Source organism: Marinobacter sp. NFXS9, from assembly GCF_040148665.1.
GTDB lineage: Bacteria > Pseudomonadota > Gammaproteobacteria > Pseudomonadales > Oleiphilaceae > Marinobacter_A > Marinobacter_A mangrovi.
In genome coordinates this window covers 486,956-506,311 of the sequence record NZ_JAGDDW010000002.1, presented here as the reverse complement: position 1 = coordinate 506,311, position 19,356 = coordinate 486,956, and the positions used below count along the sequence as shown (strand labels likewise).

General features: G+C 60.7%; 15 protein-coding genes. 4 read left to right on the top strand and 11 right to left on the bottom strand.

Annotation, left to right across the window (positions count from 1 at the left end; translation table 11 throughout):
* Positions 1-543: 543 nt before the first annotated feature.
* The 6 genes from J3364_RS05895 to J3364_RS05870 form a co-directional block, all read right to left on the bottom strand.
* A complete protein-coding gene (locus tag J3364_RS05895) occupies positions 544-2,292 on the bottom strand; it encodes an ABC transporter substrate-binding protein (protein WP_349557456.1) in 1,749 nt (582 codons plus the stop codon).
* Between the two features lie 231 nt (positions 2,293-2,523).
* Entirely contained in the window at positions 2,524-2,799 is a 276-nt protein-coding gene (locus J3364_RS05890) for a DUF2160 domain-containing protein (RefSeq protein WP_203140738.1), read from the bottom strand.
* An 11-nt stretch (positions 2,800-2,810) separates the two neighbouring features.
* Complete coding sequence (locus tag J3364_RS05885; RefSeq protein ID WP_123636718.1) at positions 2,811-3,617, bottom strand: carbohydrate ABC transporter permease; 807 nt, start codon at positions 3,615-3,617, stop codon at positions 2,811-2,813.
* A gap of 9 nt (positions 3,618-3,626) precedes the next feature.
* On the bottom strand, positions 3,627-4,493 hold the full coding sequence (locus J3364_RS05880) for a carbohydrate ABC transporter permease (RefSeq protein WP_123636719.1): 867 nt from the start codon (positions 4,491-4,493) through the stop codon (positions 3,627-3,629).
* Complete coding sequence (locus J3364_RS05875) at positions 4,490-5,602, bottom strand: ABC transporter ATP-binding protein (protein ID WP_349557455.1); 1,113 nt, start codon at positions 5,600-5,602, stop codon at positions 4,490-4,492. Before J3364_RS05875 ends, J3364_RS05880 begins: the two co-directional genes overlap by 4 nt.
* A 6-nt stretch (positions 5,603-5,608) precedes the next feature.
* The gene (locus J3364_RS05870) at positions 5,609-6,712 is read right to left on the bottom strand and encodes an ABC transporter ATP-binding protein (protein ID WP_123636721.1); all 1,104 of its coding nucleotides are present in this window, start codon (positions 6,710-6,712) and stop codon (positions 5,609-5,611) included.
* Positions 6,713-7,018: 306 nt separating this feature from the next.
* On the opposite strand from J3364_RS05870, the gene J3364_RS05865 reads away from it, so the two are divergent.
* The gene (locus J3364_RS05865; protein ID WP_349557454.1) at positions 7,019-8,893 is read left to right on the top strand and encodes a sigma-54-dependent Fis family transcriptional regulator; all 1,875 of its coding nucleotides are present in this window, start codon (positions 7,019-7,021) and stop codon (positions 8,891-8,893) included.
* Between the two features lie 13 nt (positions 8,894-8,906).
* On the opposite strand, the gene glpK is transcribed toward J3364_RS05865, so the two are convergent.
* The gene (gene glpK, locus J3364_RS05860; RefSeq protein ID WP_349557453.1) at positions 8,907-10,385 is read right to left on the bottom strand and encodes a glycerol kinase GlpK; all 1,479 of its coding nucleotides are present in this window, start codon (positions 10,383-10,385) and stop codon (positions 8,907-8,909) included.
* A 326-nt stretch (positions 10,386-10,711) separates the two neighbouring features.
* On the opposite strand from glpK, the gene J3364_RS05855 reads away from it, so the two are divergent.
* Both J3364_RS05855 and glpD read left to right on the top strand, forming a co-directional pair.
* Complete coding sequence (locus J3364_RS05855; RefSeq protein ID WP_123636724.1) at positions 10,712-11,470, top strand: DeoR/GlpR family transcriptional regulator; 759 nt, start codon at positions 10,712-10,714, stop codon at positions 11,468-11,470.
* A gap of 163 nt (positions 11,471-11,633) precedes the next feature.
* Positions 11,634-13,151, top strand: a complete 1,518-nt coding sequence (gene glpD / locus J3364_RS05850; RefSeq protein WP_349557452.1) for a glycerol-3-phosphate dehydrogenase — start codon at positions 11,634-11,636, stop codon at positions 13,149-13,151.
* Here the strand turns inward: glpD and J3364_RS05845 are convergent.
* On the bottom strand, positions 13,140-14,333 hold the full coding sequence (locus J3364_RS05845) for a M24 family metallopeptidase (protein ID WP_349557451.1): 1,194 nt from the start codon (positions 14,331-14,333) through the stop codon (positions 13,140-13,142). The genes glpD and J3364_RS05845 overlap by 12 nt on opposite strands.
* A gap of 230 nt (positions 14,334-14,563) precedes the next feature.
* Here J3364_RS05845 and J3364_RS05840 point away from each other — a divergent pair, with 230 nt between their 5' ends.
* The gene (locus J3364_RS05840; RefSeq protein WP_349557450.1) at positions 14,564-15,814 is read left to right on the top strand and encodes an ABC transporter substrate-binding protein; all 1,251 of its coding nucleotides are present in this window, start codon (positions 14,564-14,566) and stop codon (positions 15,812-15,814) included.
* Positions 15,815-15,830: 16 nt separating this feature from the next.
* Here the strand turns inward: J3364_RS05840 and J3364_RS05835 are convergent, their stop codons facing one another.
* From J3364_RS05835 to edd, 3 genes are all read right to left on the bottom strand, one after another.
* Positions 15,831-16,391, bottom strand: a complete 561-nt coding sequence (locus J3364_RS05835; RefSeq protein ID WP_123636728.1) for an LOG family protein — start codon at positions 16,389-16,391, stop codon at positions 15,831-15,833.
* A gap of 134 nt (positions 16,392-16,525) precedes the next feature.
* Positions 16,526-17,509: a glucokinase gene (gene glk / locus J3364_RS05830; RefSeq protein WP_349557449.1), complete on the bottom strand. Its 984-nt coding sequence runs from the start codon at positions 17,507-17,509 to the stop codon at positions 16,526-16,528.
* A complete protein-coding gene (edd, locus tag J3364_RS05825; protein WP_349557448.1) occupies positions 17,506-19,326 on the bottom strand; it encodes a phosphogluconate dehydratase in 1,821 nt (606 codons plus the stop codon). Before edd ends, glk begins: the two co-directional genes overlap by 4 nt.
* Between the last annotated feature and the right edge of the window lie 30 nt (positions 19,327-19,356).

The following is a 19,356-nucleotide window of genomic DNA, read 5'->3' as shown; positions in this document are numbered from 1 at the left end:
TCTTGCGCTTCTTGTTCTGGTACTCGGCTTCGGAGAAGGTCATCTGATCCATGGTGGCAACGAATCCTACGCGGTTGACGATGGCCGTATTATCGCCGATTTCGGGGACTTATTCAGAGTCTCCCTAAGGTTCTGCTTACGCCAGACCTTCTATCTGTTTATCCAAGAAAGGATTTGAATTGTATCGGTCACCTAATCCCGGACGACGAATTTAGTACTTTGTGTGGTCGTCCTTCGGCTACATCAAAACAGCGCTTCGAGGTCACCCCGAGATTGATTGGAAGCGAATGGACACCCTTGCCGAAGGAGGGACAGGAACGTCCCGGTTGTATTAGCCGGCCAGGGACGGCCGTCCAATGCAACGAAGGCAAGGGTGTCCATTCGCTTCCCGGCACGAGCTCTATAGCCAACAACAGAAGCCAAACTCCGTTGATGCGGCTCCCATTGTTCACCAGCACTCCGTACGCGGATTCATCTTTCCGTAGCCCACAAAAAAAAGCCGCCGGATGAACCACCCGGCGGCTTTCCCGTTCAAGTTGGAAATCAGCTCTTCTCAGCTTCTTCCCAGCTCTTCAGAAGTTCCTGGTAGGGAACGGTTTCGCCCTTCGGCTTCTCGTTCTCCAGCTTGGGCTTGGGAGCACCCGGCTGGTTCAGCCAGTAGCTGGCGTCACGCGGCTCGTTCAGCTTCGGCCCGCAGGTTTCCATCACGTTGGCGCGTTCCAGGCGCATCATGATGTTGTCCTGGGCTTCCGCCAGACCGTCCAGCGCCTGCTGCGGGGTCTTCTCGCCACTGGTGACCTGGGAGATATACTGCCACCACAGCTGCGCCAGCTTCGGATAGTCCGGTACGTTGGTACCGGTCGGGCTCCACTGGACGCGGGCCGGGCTGCGGTAGAACTCGACCAGGCCACCCAGCTTCGGCGCCGCTTCGGTCATGGCTTCGGAGTTGATGTCCGACTCGCGAATCGGCGTCAGGCCGACCAGGGTCTTCTTCAGGGAGACCGTCTTGGACGTGGTGAACTGCGCGTACAGCCACGCGGCCAGACGACGTTTCTCAGGTGTGGACTTCATGAAGGTCCAGGAACCCACGTCCTGATACCCCAACTTCATGCCTTTTTCCCAGTACGGGCCATGGGGGGACGGCGCCATCCGCCACTTGGGCGTACCGTCCTCGTTGACCACGGGCAGGCCGTCCTTGGTCATGCTGGAGGTAAAGGCGGTGTACCAAAAGATCTGCTGGGCCACATTACCCTGCGCCGGTACCGGACCGGCCTCGGAGAACGTCATGCCCTGGGCTTCCGGCGGCGCGTACTTCTCCAGCCACTCCTTGTACTTGCGGGTAGCGTAGACCGCTGCCGGGCCGTTCACCGCCCCGCCCCGGGTCACGCTGGAACCGACCGGATGGCAATCCTCGACGCGAATGCCCCACTCGTCCACCGGAAGCCCGTTGGGCAGGCCCTTGTCGCCCTCACCCGCCATGGAGAACCACGCGTCGGTGAAGCGCCAGCCCAGGGACGGGTCTTTCTTGCCGTAGTCCATGTGGCCATAGACGCGCTTGCCGTCGATGGTCTTGACCTTGTCGGAGAAGAACTCGGCGATGTCCTCATAAGCCGACCAGTTCACCGGCACACCCAGCTCATAGCCGTAAATGTCCTTGAACTTCTTCTTCAGATCGTCACGCTCGAACCAGTCCGCCCGGAACCAGTACAGGTTGGCGAACTGCTGATCCGGCAACTGGTAGACCTTGCCGTCTGGCGCCGTGGTGAACTCCAGGCCAATGAAGTCGTCCAGATCCAGCGTCGGTGAGGTAACGTCCTTGGCATCGCCCTTGATCATGTCGGAAATCGGGACCACCTTGCCGTAGCGGAAGTGGGTCCCGATCAGGTCCGAGTCGTTGACGTAGGCATCGTAGATGTTGCGGCCCGACTGCATCTGGGTCTGCAGCTTCTCGATGACGTCCCCTTCCTGGATCAGGTTATGGGTCACCTTGATCCCGGTGATTTCGGTGAACGCCTTTGCCAACGTGTTGGACTCGTACTCATGGGTAGCGAGGGTTTCCGAAACAACGTTGATTTCCATCCCGCGGAAGGGCTTGGCCGCTTCGGTGTACCAGGCCATTTCCTTGAGCTGCTGTTCCTTGGTCAGGGTCGACGGCTGGAACTCGTTATCCACCCATTTCTTGGCTGCGTCGGAATACTGGTCGGCGCTGGCCTGAAGGCTCAAACCCAGGCTGAGCAGGCCGACCGCGGCGCTCAGCATGAGGGTTTGTGGAGTGTTCTTGTTCTTCAACATAGCCAAACCTCGTCTGTTGTTAGTGTTATCGACTACAGGTCACAGGATGCCCCACTGCCTTCCGGAGCGCTTTCCCGCACCCTTCTTTCCGTCCATAAAGCCCGCCGGACTTCCTCCCGGGGCTATAGATCGAAAATCCTTAACGATCGTTTGCGATCATTTTTTATACATTAGTTCGTATTCGAACCCCTAACAATGTTGTAAGCCGAACACGCTACCGATGTCTGTCCATCACCCCCAACGCAACAGGACCCCGAGCCAGACCACCGAAATCGCCAGGGCAATCCATAGGCTGGCTTCGGTCAGACCGAGGAACAGGAGATGAATGTAGGCGCTGCTGAGCAGGCCAATGAACAGCCGGTCGCCCCGTGTGGTGGCGATCGGCAGGAAGCCCTTGCGCTCCACGCAGGGCTTGGCCACTTCGAACACCGTCATCACCAGCAGGATGGCGGCGATGGTGGCAAAGAAAATCGCGGTGGGAAGAGTCCACTGCATCCAGGCAATCATGCTCAACCTCCTCAGACCCGGCCCAGGGCAAAGCCCGTGGCCACGTGGTTGCGAACGAACCAGACCACCAACAGGCCCGGAATGATGGTGAGCACACCGGCCGCCGCCAGCACGCCCCAGTCGATCCCGCTGGCTCCGACCGTTCGGGTCATGATGGCGCCAATAGGTTGGGCATCGACCGACGTCAGGGTCCGCGCCAGCAGCAGCTCTACCCAGGAGAACATGAATGCAAAGAACGCGGACACGCCGATCCCCGAGCGGATCATCGGTATGAAGATCTTGATGAAGAAGCGCGGGAAGCTGTAACCGTCGATATAGGCCATCTCATCGTATTCCCGCGGCACCCCGGAGATGAACCCTTCCAGGATCCACACCGCCAGCGGCACATTGAACAGGCAGTGCGCCAGCGCCACCGCGATGTGGGTGTCGAACAGGCCGATGGAGGAATACAGCTGGAAGAAAGGCAAAAGGAACACCGCCGGCGGCGCCATCCGGTTACTGAGCAGCCAGAAGAACAGGTGCTTGTCCCCGACGAACTTGTAGCGACTGAAGGCGTAGGCGGCCGGCAGCGACACCAGCAGCGTGATCACCACGTTGATGGACACGTAGATCATCGAGTTGATGTAGCCGTCGTACCAGCTCGGGTCCGTGAAGATCACCGCGTAGTTGTGGAAGGTGAAGTTCTGCGGCCAGAGCGTCAGCGAACTGAGGATCTCCTGGTTGGTCTTGAACGACATGTTCAGCAACCAGTAGATCGGCAGCAGCAACAACAGGATGTAGAAGGTGATGCCGAATCCACGGCGTTTGCTATGAGTCATGACGGCCTCCTACTTGTCCCGGTCCGGATAGGTGATGGCTGTGAAGAACAGCCAGGACACCAGCAGCACGATCAGGAAATAGACCAGCGAGAACGCCGCGGCCCGCCCGATATCGAACTGCCCCACCGCCATGGTGGTGAGCGTCTGACTGAGGAAGGTGGTGGAACTGCCCGGTCCACCGCCGGTGAGTACGAACGGCTCGGTGTAAATCATGAAGCTGTCCATAAAGCGCAGCAGCACCGCGATGACCAGCACGCTTTTCAGACGGGGCAACTGGATGTAGCGGAAGACGGCCCAACGAGAGGCGCGGTCGATTTCCGCAGCCTGGTAGAACGCCTGGGGAATTGCGCGCAACCCGGAATAGCACAGCAGGGCCACCAGTGGCGTCCAGTGCCAGACGTCCATCAGCAACACCGTGAACCAGGCGTCCACCGGGTCCGCCGTGTAGTTGTAGTTGATACCGATCTCATTCAGGAATCGCCCGAACAGGCCGATGTCACCCCGGCCGAAGATCTGCCAGATGGTGCCCACCACATTCCAGGGAATCAGCAGCGGAATCGCCAGCAGGATCAGGCACAGGGACGCCCGTTTGCCGCCCGTGGGCATCAGCAACGCGATCCCGATGCCCAGCGGGATTTCGATCAGCAACACCGCCGTCGAGAACACCACCTGACGGCCGAGAGACGCCTGCAGGCTTTCGTTACGCAGCACCTCGCGGAACCAGTCGGTGCCGACAAAGTAGGCCGCATTGGGCCCGAAAATGTCCTGAACGGAGTAGTTCACGACCGTCATCAGCGGGATGAGGGCGGAGAAAGCCACCAGGATGAAAACCGGCAGCACCAGCCACCAGGCGCGGTTATTGGGGACCTTTCTCATGACTGCGCCTCCTCGGTCTGCTCGTCCACCAGGAATTCATCGACGTACACCTTCAGCCATTGGCGCGGGAAGCCCACGTGGATGGTGTCGCCGGAGATCGCCTGGTCCTCATCGATCCGGGCCTTCAGCCGTTGCTCACCCAGTTGCAGGGTGACGATCTTGTAGGTGCCCAGGTCCTCGACATCGAGGATGCTGCAGGGCCAGGTGTCATCGGCGGGCGCGGCAGTGAGCTGCACAAACTCCGGACGAATGCCCAGCTTGATGTTGCTCGAACCGGTCGCCGCGATGCGTTGTTTGTGCCCGTCGTCGAGCGGGACGTCGATGTCGTCGAAACGAACGCCCTGCTCCGTCACCGACACATCGATCAGGTTCATCCCGGGACTGCCGATGAAGAAGCCCACAAAGGTGTGGTTGGGCCGCTCGAACAGCTCACGGGGCGTGCCGAACTGCACGATCTGGCCGTCGTACATCACCGCGATCTTGTCCGCGAAGGTGGACGCCTCCAACTGATCGTGGGTCACATAGACCATGGTGATGTTGAACTGCTCGTGGATCTGCTTGAGCTTGCGCCTCAGCTTCCACTTGAGTTGCGGATCGATGACGGTCAGCGGCTCGTCGAACAGGATGGCGGAGACGTCGTCCCGCACCAGGCCCCGCCCCATGGAGACTTTCTGTTTCTCGTCTGCCGTCAGACCCTTCGCTTTCTTGCGCAGCACCGGCTCGAGCTCCAGGATGGCGGCGATCTCTTCCACCTTGGCCTGGATCTTGGCTTTGGGAAAGCCGGCGTTCTTCAGCGGAAACGCCAGGTTGTCGAATACCGTCATGGAGTCGTAGACCACCGGGAACTGGAACACCTGGGCGATGTTGCGATCCTTGGGCGAGAGTTCGTTGACCCGCACGTTGTCGAACATCACATCCCCTTCCGACGGCGCCAGCAGGCCCGAGATGATGTTGAGCATGGTGGTCTTGCCGCAGCCGGACGGGCCCAGCAAGGCGTAGGCCCCGCCCTTGTGCCAGGTGTGGCTCATCTGGCGGATGGCGTAATCGCCGGGGCCTTCGGGATGGCGGCTGTAGCTGTGGGCAAGCGAATTCAACTGGATTTCGGCCATGGTCGCTTACTCCGTATCCGCTGGGTTGTCGTTCACCGAAGCCGGCGCGTGCACCAGATCCCCGGCCTCGTCGAACACGAATAGCTTGCTGATGGGCAGGTAGATCCGGATGGCGGTCTCGGTGTGGTATTCGTGAACGCCCATCAGCTGCAGCACCAGTTCGAAATGTTCGTTCTTCACGTGCATGAAGGTTTCCGAACCACTGATCTCCGCCAGCTCCACCGTCATTGCCAGCTCCAGGTCGTCCTCGTTCTGCGGAACCAGACTGATATGACTGGGCCGGATGCCGAACTGGTAATGGCCCGGCGACAGGGAAGACAGCTCCCGGGTGAGCGGATGGTGGGCGTATTCGTCGAAGGTCACGTCGTTCTCGGTGACCCGACCCGGCATGAAGTTGATCGGCGGCTCGCTGAACAGCTCCGCCGCCGTGGTGTTCACGGGTCGACGATAAACGTCCATCACCGGGCCACTCTGGATAATCCGGCCCTCGTGGAGCAGTGTTGTGACGCCACCCAGGGCCAGGGCCTCGTTGGGCTCAGTGGTGGCGTAAACCGCCACGCAATTGCGGGCGCGGAACAGTTCCCGCAGCTCGGCGCGCAATTCCTCGCGCAGCTTGTAGTCCAGGTTGACCAAGGGCTCGTCGAACAGGATCAGGGTGGCATCCTTGACCAGGGCCCGGGCCATCGCCGTGCGCTGCTGCTGGCCTCCGGACAGCTCCAGCGGGTAGCGTTTGAGCAGGTTCTCGATGCGCAGCATTTCGGCGGTTTCGCGCACCCGGCGCTCGATCTCCGAGGGCGCCATCCTGGCCAGTTTCAGGGGCGAGGCGATGTTGTCCCACACCGTCAGGTTCGGGTAGTTGATGAACTGCTGGTAGATCATCGAGATGTTGCGTTTCTGCACGCTCTGGCCGGTCACATCCACGCCATCGACCAGCACGCGCCCTTCATCAGGACGATCCAGCCCGGCCATCAGGCGCATCAGGGATGTCTTGCCCGCCAGGGTTCGCCCCAGCAGCACGTTAAAGGATCCGGCTTCGAAGGTGAGATCGGCATCCGCCACATGGGGCACGCCGTCCACCACGCGGGACACATTCTCAAGAGTCAGCGACATGCGTTCGTGTCCTTGTTTTTGTTCTGACTGCGCGAACACCGCACCGGCGGTGATACGTTCGCTTTCGAAGATAGCAAGGCAACGAACATACCAATGATCCTTTTCGTTTCTCCCGATTTATTTATGCATCTGTTTTTAGGCGATTTATTCAATACTCGCGCACTTTCCCTCGCGCAAACGAATGTTCGTTTTCGAATGAAACTGTTCACACTGAACATTGACAAGCGAACACTGTGAACACAATATTGAACAATCTTTGCGGTTCCCGAACGCGGATAAAGACAACAACGAAACAGGGAAACCACCGTGACCAGGATAACCACAACCGACGATTTCGGTGAGCTGATCGCGGCCTCATGGGCGCGCTGTCACGAATTCGGACTCACCCACGATGCCCCGCCAACGGCCCGGGAACTGGATCGGCCGGCCTGCCGCCAGCTGCATGAAGCAAACGGCATCCTGCTGGATACCACTGAATGCGAAGTGTTGCCCTACTACGACAACATCCTGGCCAACAGCCGCTCCCTGATCATGCTGTCCGACAGTCAGGGACGCTTGCTGCGCCACTGGGGTGACCGACGCTTTACCGAGACCGGCCGTCCGGACCTGTTCCGGGAAGGCTGCAGCTGGCAGGAGCGCCATAACGGCACCAACGCCATTGGAACGGCGATCGCCTGCGGCCAGGCCATCCAGGTCCAACGCAACGAACATTTCCTCACCGCAAATCGATTCATGGTGGGATGCGCCGCCCCGATCCGGGACGTCAATCGCAATCTCATCGGGGTGCTGAACGTCTCCAGTGATGCCTATCTGCCCCAGGCCCACACCCTGGGCATGGTGAAGCTGATGGCGATCTCGGTGGAAAACCGTCTGATGGCGAGAACCTATAGCCGGGACTGCTACCTGCTGACTCTCAACACCAACCCCGACAACCTGGACAGCCAGTGGTCAGGCCTGCTCGCGTTCGACGAAGGCGGCGCTATCGTCGCCGTCAACCAGCGGGCCGGCCAGCTCCTGGCGACCGAGCAGCTCCACCAGCCGATCAGCGAACTGCTGAACCTCGGTCTGGATGAGCTACTTGGGCACGGTGACCAGGGGCCATTCCAGCTCCGCACCCGCAACCACCGCCGGCTGTTCGGCCTGTTGCGGGCGCCTTCGGCAGCCTCCAACGGGCAGAGTCCGACCCGCCCGACCGCTTCCCCAATCGCACCTGCAAACGGCACACTCACGTTTGCGGACATCGAGTTCGGTGACGAACAGGTGCGCCGCTGCATCCGTCAGGCCACCCGGGTTGCCGATCGCGACATCCCGATCCTGATTCATGGTGAAACCGGTGTGGGTAAAGAAGTGTTCGTGAAGGCGCTGCATCAGACCAGTGACCGCCGCGATCAGCCGCTGGTGGCCGTCAACTGCGCCGCAATCCCATCAGAGCTGGTGGAGTCCGAGTTGTTCGGTTACGAACGGGGGGCGTTCACCGGCGCCAGCACGGAAGGTGCTACCGGTTTAATCCGCAAGGCTCATGGGGGCATCCTGTTTCTGGACGAAATTGGAGAGATGCCAGCCCGGGCCCAGGCCCGCTTACTGCGGGTACTGCAGGAAAGAGAGGTTACGCCGGTCGGATCCACCGAGGCCTATGCGGTGGATATACGCCTGGTCTCGGCGACCAACCAGACACTGCGTGAACAGGTGGGTGCGGGGACGTTCCGGCCGGACCTGTATTACCGGATCAATGGCCTGGCCATCGAACTGCCGCGCCTACGCGACCGCAGTGACAAGCGAGCCCTGTTTCGCCAGGTTCATGCCTATTACCGGGACCCGGACCAACCGCCCGAACTGCCCGACGCCCTGCTGGATATCCTGGAGCGGCACCCCTGGCCCGGCAACATCCGTCAACTGATCAATGTCATGCAGGTGGCCCTGGCCATGGCCGACCGGGAAATGATTGAAACCTGGCACTTGCCCGACGACTTTATCCGGGATCTGAACGCCGCTACGGCCCATCCCGTAGCGCCGGCCGCCGAGATAAAGACGACGCCGCCCGAGCAACGGATGCGCTCGACGCTGGACTCGCTGCTGGAGGTTTACAACCAGCATCAGGGTAATATTTCGCGCACGGCGCGGCATTTCGGCTTCAGCCGGAATACCGTGTATAAGCGCCTGCGGGAACTGGGGGTCCGGTAACGCGCGAAGCGGATCAATCCTGCAACCGGTTGACCGCCTCTACCCAGCCCTCGTAGAGGCGGTCCCGGGTTTCCTTGGTCATTTCCGGCGTGAAGCTGCGGTCGCACTGCCACAGACCTTCCAGGGTTTCGAGGGAATCGAAGACGCCCGCCTTGAGGCCCGCCAGGTAAGCCGCGCCCAGCGCGGTGGTTTCGATCAGTTTGGGGCGATCGACCGTCGCTCCCAGCACATCAGCGAGGAACTGCAGCACCCAGTTGTTTTCCACCATGCCACCGTCCACCCGCAGGGCAACCGGTCGGACACCATCCTTTTCCATGGCCTTCTGCAGATCCTTGGTCTGGTAACAGACGGACTGCAGCCCGGCGGTGACGATTTCCTTGATGCCGGTATCCCGTGTCAGTCCGAAGATCGCCCCGCGCGCCTTGGGATCCCAGTATGGCGCGCCCAGGCCGGTAAAGGCCGGCACGAGATAGACCCCGTGGTTGGCCGGCGTCTGCTCCGCCAGCGACTCGGTCTCCCGGGCCATGCGGATCAGCTTGACGCCATCCCGCAGCCACTGGATCGCCGCACCGGCAATAAAGATGCTGCCTTCAAGCGCATAGGTAACCTTGCCGTTCAGGCGATAGCCGACCGTGGTCAGCAAGCGCGAGGAGGAATGCAAAGGCTTGTCGCCCGTGTTCAACATCAGGAAACAGCCGGTACCGTACGTGCTTTTGGCCATGCCTTCCCGAAAGCAGGTCTGTCCGAACAACGCGGCCTGCTGATCACCGGCCATGCCATAAACCGGCACCGGGGCGCCCAGCAGTTCGGGCTCGAGGGAGCCGAACTCATCGGCAGAATCGAGCACCTCGGGCAACAGGACTTCGGGAATATTGAACAGCTTCAGCAGGTCCACATCCCATTGCTGCTCGTGAATATTGAACAGCAGCGTACGCGAGGCGTTGGTGGCATCGGTGAAGTGGGATCGCCCGCCGGTCAGACGCCACAGCAGGAAGGTATCGATGGTGCCGAACGCTAGCTTGCCCTGCTCGGCTTTTTCCTGGGCACCATCGACGTTGTCGAGTATCCAGCGCAGCTTGGTGGCGGAGAAATAAGGGTCCGCCAGCAGCCCGGTTTTCTCATGGATCATCGCCTCGCTGCCGTCGTCCTTGAGCTGCCGACACAAGGTGGCCGCGCGCCGGTCCTGCCAGACAATGGCGTTATAGATGGGCTTGCCCGTTTCCCGGTCCCAGACGACCGTGGTCTCACGCTGATTGGTGATACCGATGCCGGCGAGGTCTTCCGCCTTCAGGTCGGCCTTTTCCAGGACCGCCCGACAGGTTTCGATGACCGTGCGCCAGATATCCTCCGGATCGTGCTCGACCCAACCGCTCTCCGGGAAGTGTTGTGGGAACTCCTGCTGGCTCACCTCGACGAACTCACCCCGATCGTCGAAAATCATGGCTCGTGAGCTGGTCGTGCCCTGGTCAATTGCCATGAGATAACGCGTCATGATTGCACCCTTTACCGTTTATTCGCTTCTTGTTCGGCTTTGCCCCTGAACATTCACCGGTCAATCCGGCGGTTCTTCGATCAGGGCCTTTGCGGCATTCTTACCCTTTTCGAAAACGAATCCAAATATTTTTTCGTTTTCAGTGATTCAGCCGAGCGATGATGCACCTTATCATGAGAACGGCAAGCGCCGCGGCCCGGTCCATCCCGGATAACGTGTTATATTGATTTAATAAATCGTCGAACGACGTGCACTGGGTCGCAGACATCCGGATTTTCGCAATGCGACCGGACGTCCTACAAACAACAAGAGTGCGGGTATCGAGCATGGCACAGAAACACCGGCAAGATCTGATCATGGAGCTGATTCACCAGAACGGCTTCGTGACGACCGAGCAACTTGTGGACCATTTCCAGGTGACACCGCAAACCATCCGCCGGGACCTCAACCAGCTGGCTCGCCAGAGCCGGGTGCGACGACATCATGGCGGCGCGGGTATTGATTCCAGCACCGTCAACACCGCCTACCAGACCCGCAAGATCATGGATCTGGAGGCCAAGGAGCGCATCGCCCACAGCCTGGTCAGCATGATTCCCGATGGCTCTTCCCTGTTCATCAATATCGGGACCACCACCGAAACCATTGCCCGGGCCCTGCTCAACCACAATAACCTGCGCATCGTGACCAACAATCTGCACGTGGCCTCTATCCTGGCGAGCCGCGAAGATTTCCACATCATCATCGCCGGCGGTGAAGTGCGTAACCGGGACGGCGGTATCGTTGGCGAGGCGACTCGCGATTTCATCAATCAGTTCAAGATGGATTTCGGCGTGATCGGCATCAGCGGCATCCACATGGACGGCTCCCTGCTGGACTTCGATTACCGGGAAGTACGCGTGGCGCAGACGATCATCACCAACTCTCAACAGGTCCTGCTGGCCGCCGACCACACCAAGTTCGGGCGCAACGCCATGGTCCGCCTCGGCAGCATCACACAGGCCGATCATTTCTTTACCGACCAGAAACCACCGCACGATATCCAGCAACTGCTGACCGATAACGACGTCAAATTACACGTGGTCTGACGCCTCCTTCCTGCTGTTTCAGCCGGTAATCCGGCGCTCGTTCGATACGCGTCACAGTGTTCGTTTTTATTCTTTATTTTCCTTTACGAATACCGGATGTTTTCGCATAATGATTGCGTTGGCCATAAAATCGCCAAAACGAACAGGCTGGAGACGGAATAGTATGAGCGCGGCAGAAACAGACTACGACCTGGTCGTCGTCGGCGGAGGTGTCAATGGAACCGGCATCGCCATGGATGCCGCCGGGCGGGGATTGAAAACCCTGCTGTGTGAGATGAACGATCTGGCCTCGGCCACATCGTCCAGCAGCAGCAAGCTGATCCACGGCGGCCTGCGCTACCTGGAGCACTACGAGTTCAAACTGGTTCGCCAGGCCCTGGCTGAGCGGGAATCGCTTCTGCGCAATGCACCCCACATCATGTGGCCAATGCGCTTTCGACTGCCCTACCAATCGCATCTGCGTCCGGCTTGGATGATCCGTACCGGCCTGTTCCTGTACGACCACCTGGCCAAGCGCGAATTGCTCAAAGGCTCCAACAGCATCCGTTTCAACGGCAACAGCCCCCTGGTGCCCGAGATTACCCGCGGGTTTGAGTATTCCGACGGCTGGGTGGACGACGCCCGCCTGGTGGTACTGACCGCCAAGGCCGCCGAGGAAAAAGGCGCCCGCGTGATGACCCGAACCCGCTGCGAACGGGCGGAGCGTTCAGGAGATCACTGGAGCGTGACTCTGAACGACCGACTGACCGGGAAAAGTGAGACCATCACCTGCAAGGCCATGGTCAACGCCACCGGCCCGTGGGTCAGCGCCCTGTTCCGGGAAAGCCTGAACATTCCAGCGCCCAAGCAGATCCGCATGGTCAAAGGCAGTCACATTGTGGTGCCCAAGATCCACGACGAACCGGAAGCCTATATCCTGCAGAACGCGGATGAGCGCATCATTTTCGTCATCCCCTACGAAGACGATTTCTCTCTGGTGGGGACAACCGACGTGGATTACGAAGGCGATCCCAAGAAAGCGGTCATTTCCGATGAGGAAGTCGACTACCTGATCGGTATCGTCAACGATTATTTCCGCAACAAACTGACACCGGACGACGTCGTCTGGTCCTACTCCGGCGTGCGTCCGTTGATGGACGATGAAGGCGGCGACGCTCAGAAGGCCTCACGGGACTACACGTTCGAAGTGGACGGCGGCGATGACAAAGCCCCGCTGATTTCCATTTTTGGCGGCAAGATCACGACTTATCGCAAGCTGGCCGAAGCCGCAACGGATCGCATCTGCGAATTCTTCCCGAATGCCGGCCCCAACTGGACCCGCAGCGCGCCCCTGCCAGGCGGCGACTTTACCAGTCAGGACGATCTGCTCAACGAATTCAAGATTTCCTACCCCTGGCTGCCCACGGGCCTTGCCCAGCGTTACGTACGCACCTACGGTACGCGAACCCGGACATTGCTGGACGGCTGTGAATCCATGGAAGACATGGGACATCACTTCGGCGCCAACCTGTACGCCCGCGAGATCGATTACCTGACCGGGCACGAGTGGGCGGTGGACGCGGAGGATATCGTCTGGCGTCGCACCAAGCTCGGCTTGCGTCTGACAGCGGCGGAACTCAGCAGCATCCGCGACCACCTGGCCAACCAACCGGCCAGGCCGTCTGCCGTATCAACCGCCTGACTCGAGGGTCCAGCGGTTTCGTGTCAACGGAACCGCGCCCTGGGGCCCCACCCGAACCGTCTCACTGAAGCCCATGCCCCATAGCCCGGGAATCCGGAAGCAAAGGGGCAGGTGGAACACCATATTCTCCTCGAATTCAGCCGGCTGCCCGCGAGCAATAAAACCCGAGCCTTCCACCCAGGACGGCGGAAACTGGCCACCAACCGTGTAACCGTACACCCCGGAAAAGAACGCCTCCTGCGCTTCTTTCCGCCAGGCGTCCTCCGCGGCGAGTGCCGCGCTGTCAAACGTCGCGCCCGGTTTCATTGCGGTGACCAGGGCCTCGTAGACCCGTCGACACATCCCGGCCATCGCCTGCATGTGGGAATCGGGCGACTCTGCCCCGGCGACGATGGTATGCATCATCGGTGAGGTATAGCGCTGATAGGCGGCGCCCAGCTCGATAAAGACCGGCTCACCCGCCTGGATGGGAAAGCGCCGATGATTGGTATGGATCACGCTACTGCGTCGACCGGCGACGACAATCGGCTGCATGCTCATGAATTCACTGCCATGGCGATGCATGGCTTCAGCGGCGGCGGCCACCACTTCGCTGTCTGTGCGGCCTGCCGAAACGGTTTGCCGCGCGACCTCGATGCCAGCTTCGGTCAAGCGTGCCGCCTGCTCCAGACAAACCAGCTCCTCACTGGATTTGATCCTGCGGATGGGGTTGAGCAGACCGGACGCATCCACCCACGCATGATCCGGCAATCGCTTTTCCAGTCCCGCCAGCAACCCGCTCCGCAAACCACCACCCCAACAATCGATACCGATGCGTTTACCCTGCCCCGCAAGGCAGTCCGCCAGCGGCTCGATGACCTCCTGCGGATCTTCCCAGCGATAGCCGAGAATCCGGTCCACCCGGGCGCAGGCCACCGCCGGACCGGTCTCGATCGACGGCACCTGAAGCACGGACTGCGACGGACAGTAGGCCAGCGCGGTATGCACCGACACTTCAAAAGTGTTGTACCCGGTCAGGTAATAGATTTCAGCCGGATTTGTGACCAGCAGAGCGTCGAGCCCTTCCGCCTCAAGACGCCGATCGAGCGCCTGACAGCGCCGCTGGTATTCTGCATCCGAAAACGCCGACTCCCGGCCGCCCAGGACGTCCCGTAACCGTGCTTCGTAGGCCCTGAAATCCATCCGTCACCTCCGGTTCCGGGATCGCACCCCGGCTCGCTGCATGGTTGCTCCGCCCATCTTTACATCGGGTTACCCCAAGACACAATTCTTCTCTGAATGTCGTACGTTGGTCCCATTGATGCCACAACCAACCCTGTTCACACTCAAGAAGCGTTCAAAAAACACCCAATTTAAAAACAACAAGGGGCTCGCGACGCCACCAACCGGACGGGCCCGGGAGACAACGGATCATGTCAATCACGCGACTGCTGTGCGCCGGTATCGTCCTGGCGTTTGCGGCCACCACCCTGTCCGCCGAAACGCTCAAGATCGGCTTCAACTACCCGCAAAATGGCCGTTACAAAGACCAGGGACTGCAGGAACGCCTGGGCGCTTTCATGGCCGTCGAAGAAATCAACCAGAATGGCGGCATTCTCGGTCAGCCGATTGAACTGGTCATCCGCAATAACAGCAGTGATCCCAAGCAGGGGGCAGCCAATACCGCGGAGCTGATCGACCGGGAGAACGCCCGCATGGTGTTTGGCGGTGTCTCGAGTGCCGTGGCGATTGCCTCCGGCGAGGAAGCGCGGAAACGTGACCGCCTCTACTTCGGCACCCTGACTTATTCCAACGCCACCACCGGCAGCGCCGGCCACAGCCACATGTTCCGCGAGCCTTTCAACGCCTGGATGGCCGCCAAGGCGATCAGCCATCATCTGCAGTCGCGCTATGCGGGACAGAAATTTTTCTACATCACCGCCGACTACACCTGGGGCTGGTCGACCGAAAGCTCCATGCGCCGCTTCACCGATACCACGGATACCGAGGCGCACCCCGGTGTCAAAACCCCCTTCCCCCGGGCCTATATCCGGGATTTCAAGGCTGCGCTAGAACAGGCCCAGGCCAGCGGTGCCGATGTGCTGGTGATGGTGCTGTTCGGCGACGACATGGTGCGGGCGCTCAATATTGCCTACGAGATGGGCATCAAGGATCAGATGCAGGTGGTGGTGCCAAACATCACCCTGGGCATGGCGCTGGACGTTGGCCCTACGATCATGGAAGGCGTCATCGGCTCAGCGCCCTGGGTCTGGGAAGTGCCCTACAAGTACGACTACCCGCGAGGCAAGCAGTTCGTGGAAGACTTTGTCGAACGCTACAACATGCGCCCCTCTTCAGCCGCCGCGTCCGCCTACAGCATTCTCTATCAATATCGGGATGCGGTAGAGCGGGCCGGCACGCTCAATACGGCTGCTGTTATCCGGGCCCTGGAGGACTATCGCTACAGCCTCCTGAAAGACGAGCAACAATGGCGCGCGTTCGATCATCAGAATGTGCAGACCGTCTACGTGGTCAAGAGCAAGGCGCGGGATAAGATCCTGTCGGATCCGCTGGGATCGGACTTCTTCGAAATCGTCGACAGCCTCGATGGCAACACCGCTGCCAAGACGCTGGAAGAGTGGCAGGAGGAGCGGCGCGCGGCGGATAAACCGTTGACGCTCTGATCCGGAAGTCGTTGCCTCAGCGCCACTTGGCCTGGGGCGACGAGTAGGTTTCGAAGCGGGAAAGAATCGTCGAGGGGTCATCGCTCACGATCAGCATGTCCCGGTAATGCGGCTTGAGGAATTCCCGATCCCGCATGGTGTCCATGAACGCCAGCAGCGGATCGTAGTAACCGGCCACGTTGTAGAACGCGCACGGCTTTTCGTGGTACCCAAGCTGGGCCCAGGTCCAGGCCTCGAAGATTTCTTCCAGCGTGCCGGGCCCGCCGGGCATGGCAATAAACGCCTTCGCCAGTGAGTTCATGCGCCCCTTGCGCTCGTGCATGTCTTCCACGACGAAGAGTTCGGTCACGCCCTCGTGGGCCACCTCACGCTCCTTCAGCATCCGGGGGATGACACCGATGACCTCGCCTCCATGCTCCAGCACCGTATCCGCAACCACACCCATGAGACCCACCTTGCCACCACCGTAGACCAGCGTATGCCCGCCTTCGGCAAGGGCGCGACCCATGGCGCGGGCGCTCTGTTCGTAGACTGGATCATTACCGTGGCTTGAGCCACAAAAGACGGCCACCCGCATAGAGACCCCCATTCTGGAAGCGATAAAGCGACAGGAGCACACTGCCGACAGGGCCGGCAGGCAACGCGAGGGACAATGAAAGCAGATTGAGCCGGTCGAGACAATATGGTCCTGACCGGCTCAAGGGAGGCGACTCAGACTTCGGGGTTGCGCAGCGCTTCGGCGGCCCCCAGCAGACCAGTATACGGCTCCATCACCACATGGACCGGCGTCGATTCCATCAACGGCCGCATGCGGCCCTTGTCCTCAAACGCTGCCTGGAAAGGGCTTTCCAGGAAAAAGTCGAGGAAACGCGGCAGGATGCCGCCGCACAGGTAGACGCCGCCCAGGCTGCCCACCGTAAGCGCGGCATTGCCCGCTGTCCGGCCGAGGATCTCGCAGAAATGGCGCAGGGCGTGACGAGCCAGCGGGTCACCGTCGTTGACGGCGGCGTTGGAGATCTTTTCAGGCGCATCCAGCGGCGCAGCGACGCCCTGGATCTCGGCATGGGCCTGGTAGAGATTCAATAGCCCCTGGCCGCAGAGGATCCGCTCCACAGAAACCCGTCCGAACCGCTCCTTGAGAATCCGCAGGATGGCAATCTCGGTCTCGTCGGTAGGCGCGAAATCCACGTGACCGCCCTCGGTCATCAACGGAATCCAGCCATCGCGCAGCGGAACCAGACCCGACACGCCTAGGCCGGTCCCCGGCCCGATAACCAGCCGCGCCCGACGGACATTGCCAGGCCCGCCACACACGTGAACCAGCTGATCCTCCGGCACGTGGGGGACGCCCAGCGCCATGGCGGTGAAATCGTTGATCACCTTGAATGAGCGCAGACCGAACTGTTCGCGAATGTCCCGCAAGCCGAAACGCCAGTGGTTGTTGGTCATCCGCACCTGGGCGTCGGGATCGTCGGCCGACGGCACCGGACCGGCAACCGCCAGGCAGACGTCCTTGATGCGATCGATACCAACCTTTTCCATGTACGCCCGGATAGCGCCATCCAGGTTGTCGTAGCCCCCGCAGCGAAGGATCTCAATGGCGTGTGGACGGACATCGCCCTCCTGGGCCAACGCAAAACGGGCGTTGGTCCCGCCGATGTCACCGACCAGCTCTACCATGGATTGATCGGTCATGCGTCGTGACTCCAGAAAAAGCTGGCACCCTCCTCCGGCGTACCGGCAGAACGACGCATCCAACCAAACAGCTCGCGGCCGTAGCCTTGATGCACGGCGCTGAGATCAATGCGGTCCGACTCCCGGGCTGCGAATTCGTCGTCGGAGACGTCGATATCCAGCCGCCCCTTGGTGGCGTCGACACAGATGATGTCGCCGTCGCGCACCTTGGACAGCGGGCCACCGTCGAGCGCCTCCGGATACACGTGAATGGCGGCCGGCACCTTGCCGGAGGCACCGGACATGCGGCCGTCGGTGACCAGCGCCACGTGATAGCCGCGATCCTGCAGGACACCCAGGTACGGCGTCAGCTTGTGCAGCTCCGGCATCCCGTTTGCCTTGGGGCCCTGGAAGCGGACGACGACAACGCAGTCCTTGTCCAGATCCCCGGCGTCGAACGCCTTGGCCAGCTCGTTCTGGTCGTTAAGGACCACAGCCGGCGCGCGCACGATGTGATGATCCGGCTTAACCGCAGACACCTTGATCACGCCACGGCCGAGGTTGCCGTCGAGAACCCGCAACCCCCCTTCCGGCGCAAACGGTTCGTCCGCGGAACTGAGCACCTCTTTATCACCACTTTCAGTATTCGACGGTGACCACACCAGCTTGCCGTTATCCAGCGACGGCATCTGGGTGTAGCGCTCCAGACCATGGCCCACCACCGTCTCCACGTCGTTGTGCAGGTAGCCATGCTCCAGCAGTTCGCGAATCAGGAACGGCGTGCCGCCCGCGTCGTGGAACGCGTTGATATCGGCCTGACCGTTGGGGTAGATGCGGGTCATGGACGGCACGACCGAAGACAGCTCGGCGTAGTCGTCCCAGTTGATGGTGATCCCCGCCGCCCGGGCAATCGCGATCCAGTGGATGGTGTGGTTGGTGGAACCGCCGGTCACCAGCAGCGCCACCAGGGCATTGACGATGCTCTTCTCCGATACCATGTCCGCCAGGCCCAGCTTGCCGCCATTTGGCTTGGACAGCTTCACCACCTGTTCCGTCGCGGCGGTGGTCAGGGCATCGCGCAAATCGGTATCGGGATGAATGAAGGCCGAGCCCGGCATGTGCAGCCCCATGACTTCCACCAGCAATTGGTTGCTGTTGGCGGTGCCATAGAAGGTGCAAGTCCCGGCACTGTGATAGGACGCGCTTTCGGCTTCCAGCAATTCGTCCTTGCCCACCTTCCCTTCGGCGTACAACTGACGGATGCGCTGCTTCTCTTTATTGGGCAGGCCGGACGGCATGGGGCCGGCCGGCACCAGCACTGTCGGCAGGTAGCCATAGCTCAGGGAGCCGATCAGCAGGCCCGGCACGATCTTGTCGCAGATACCCAGCAGGAGGGTGGCATCGAACATGTTGTGGCTCAGCGCCACCGCGGTGCTCATGGCGATCACGTCGCGGGAGAACAGACTCAGCTCCATGCCCGGCTGCCCCTGGGTGACACCGTCGCACATGGCCGGCGTACCGCCGGCGAACTGGGCGACCGAACCCATGCCGTGCGCCGCCTCGCGAATCACATCCGGGAAACGGTGGTAAGGCTGATGCGCCGACAGCATGTCGTTGTAGGCAGACACGATGGCGACATTCGCCTTGTTCATCAGCTTGAGGGTGTCCTTGTCAGGCTGGCAACAGGCGGCAAAACCATGCGCCAGGTTGCCGCAGGAGAGCACACCTCGCTGCGGTGACTGCTCGCCGAGTTCCGCCATTCTCCGCAGGTAATCCTCGCGCCCTGCACGGCTGCGCTCGATTATCCGCTGGGTCACTTTCTCCACAATCGGATGCATGTCTCTCTCCTGATTCTTGTCGCGGCAACA

Excerpts from the sequence above, each read along its gene's own strand:
- J3364_RS05895 (WP_349557456.1), bottom strand. The coding sequence starts at position 2,292 with ATGTTGAAGAACAAGAACACTCCACAAACCCTCATGCTGAGCGCCGCG.
- J3364_RS05890 (WP_203140738.1), bottom strand. The coding sequence starts at position 2,799 with ATGATTGCCTGGATGCAGTGGACTCTTCCCACCGCGATTTTCTTTGCC.
- J3364_RS05885 (WP_123636718.1), bottom strand. The coding sequence starts at position 3,617 with ATGACTCATAGCAAACGCCGTGGATTCGGCATCACCTTCTACATCCTG.
- J3364_RS05880 (WP_123636719.1), bottom strand. The coding sequence starts at position 4,493 with ATGAGAAAGGTCCCCAATAACCGCGCCTGGTGGCTGGTGCTGCCGGTT.
- J3364_RS05875 (WP_349557455.1), bottom strand. The coding sequence starts at position 5,602 with ATGGCCGAAATCCAGTTGAATTCGCTTGCCCACAGCTACAGCCGCCAT.
- J3364_RS05870 (WP_123636721.1), bottom strand. The coding sequence starts at position 6,712 with ATGTCGCTGACTCTTGAGAATGTGTCCCGCGTGGTGGACGGCGTGCCC.
- glpK (WP_349557453.1), bottom strand. The coding sequence starts at position 10,385 with ATGACGCGTTATCTCATGGCAATTGACCAGGGCACGACCAGCTCACGA.
- J3364_RS05855 (WP_123636724.1), top strand. The coding sequence starts at position 10,712 with ATGGCACAGAAACACCGGCAAGATCTGATCATGGAGCTGATTCACCAG.
- glpD (WP_349557452.1), top strand. The coding sequence starts at position 11,634 with ATGAGCGCGGCAGAAACAGACTACGACCTGGTCGTCGTCGGCGGAGGT.
- J3364_RS05845 (WP_349557451.1), bottom strand. The coding sequence starts at position 14,333 with ATGGATTTCAGGGCCTACGAAGCACGGTTACGGGACGTCCTGGGCGGC.
- J3364_RS05840 (WP_349557450.1), top strand. The coding sequence starts at position 14,564 with ATGTCAATCACGCGACTGCTGTGCGCCGGTATCGTCCTGGCGTTTGCG.
- J3364_RS05835 (WP_123636728.1), bottom strand. The coding sequence starts at position 16,391 with ATGCGGGTGGCCGTCTTTTGTGGCTCAAGCCACGGTAATGATCCAGTC.
- glk (WP_349557449.1), bottom strand. The coding sequence starts at position 17,509 with ATGACCGATCAATCCATGGTAGAGCTGGTCGGTGACATCGGCGGGACC.
- edd (WP_349557448.1), bottom strand. The coding sequence starts at position 19,326 with ATGCATCCGATTGTGGAGAAAGTGACCCAGCGGATAATCGAGCGCAGC.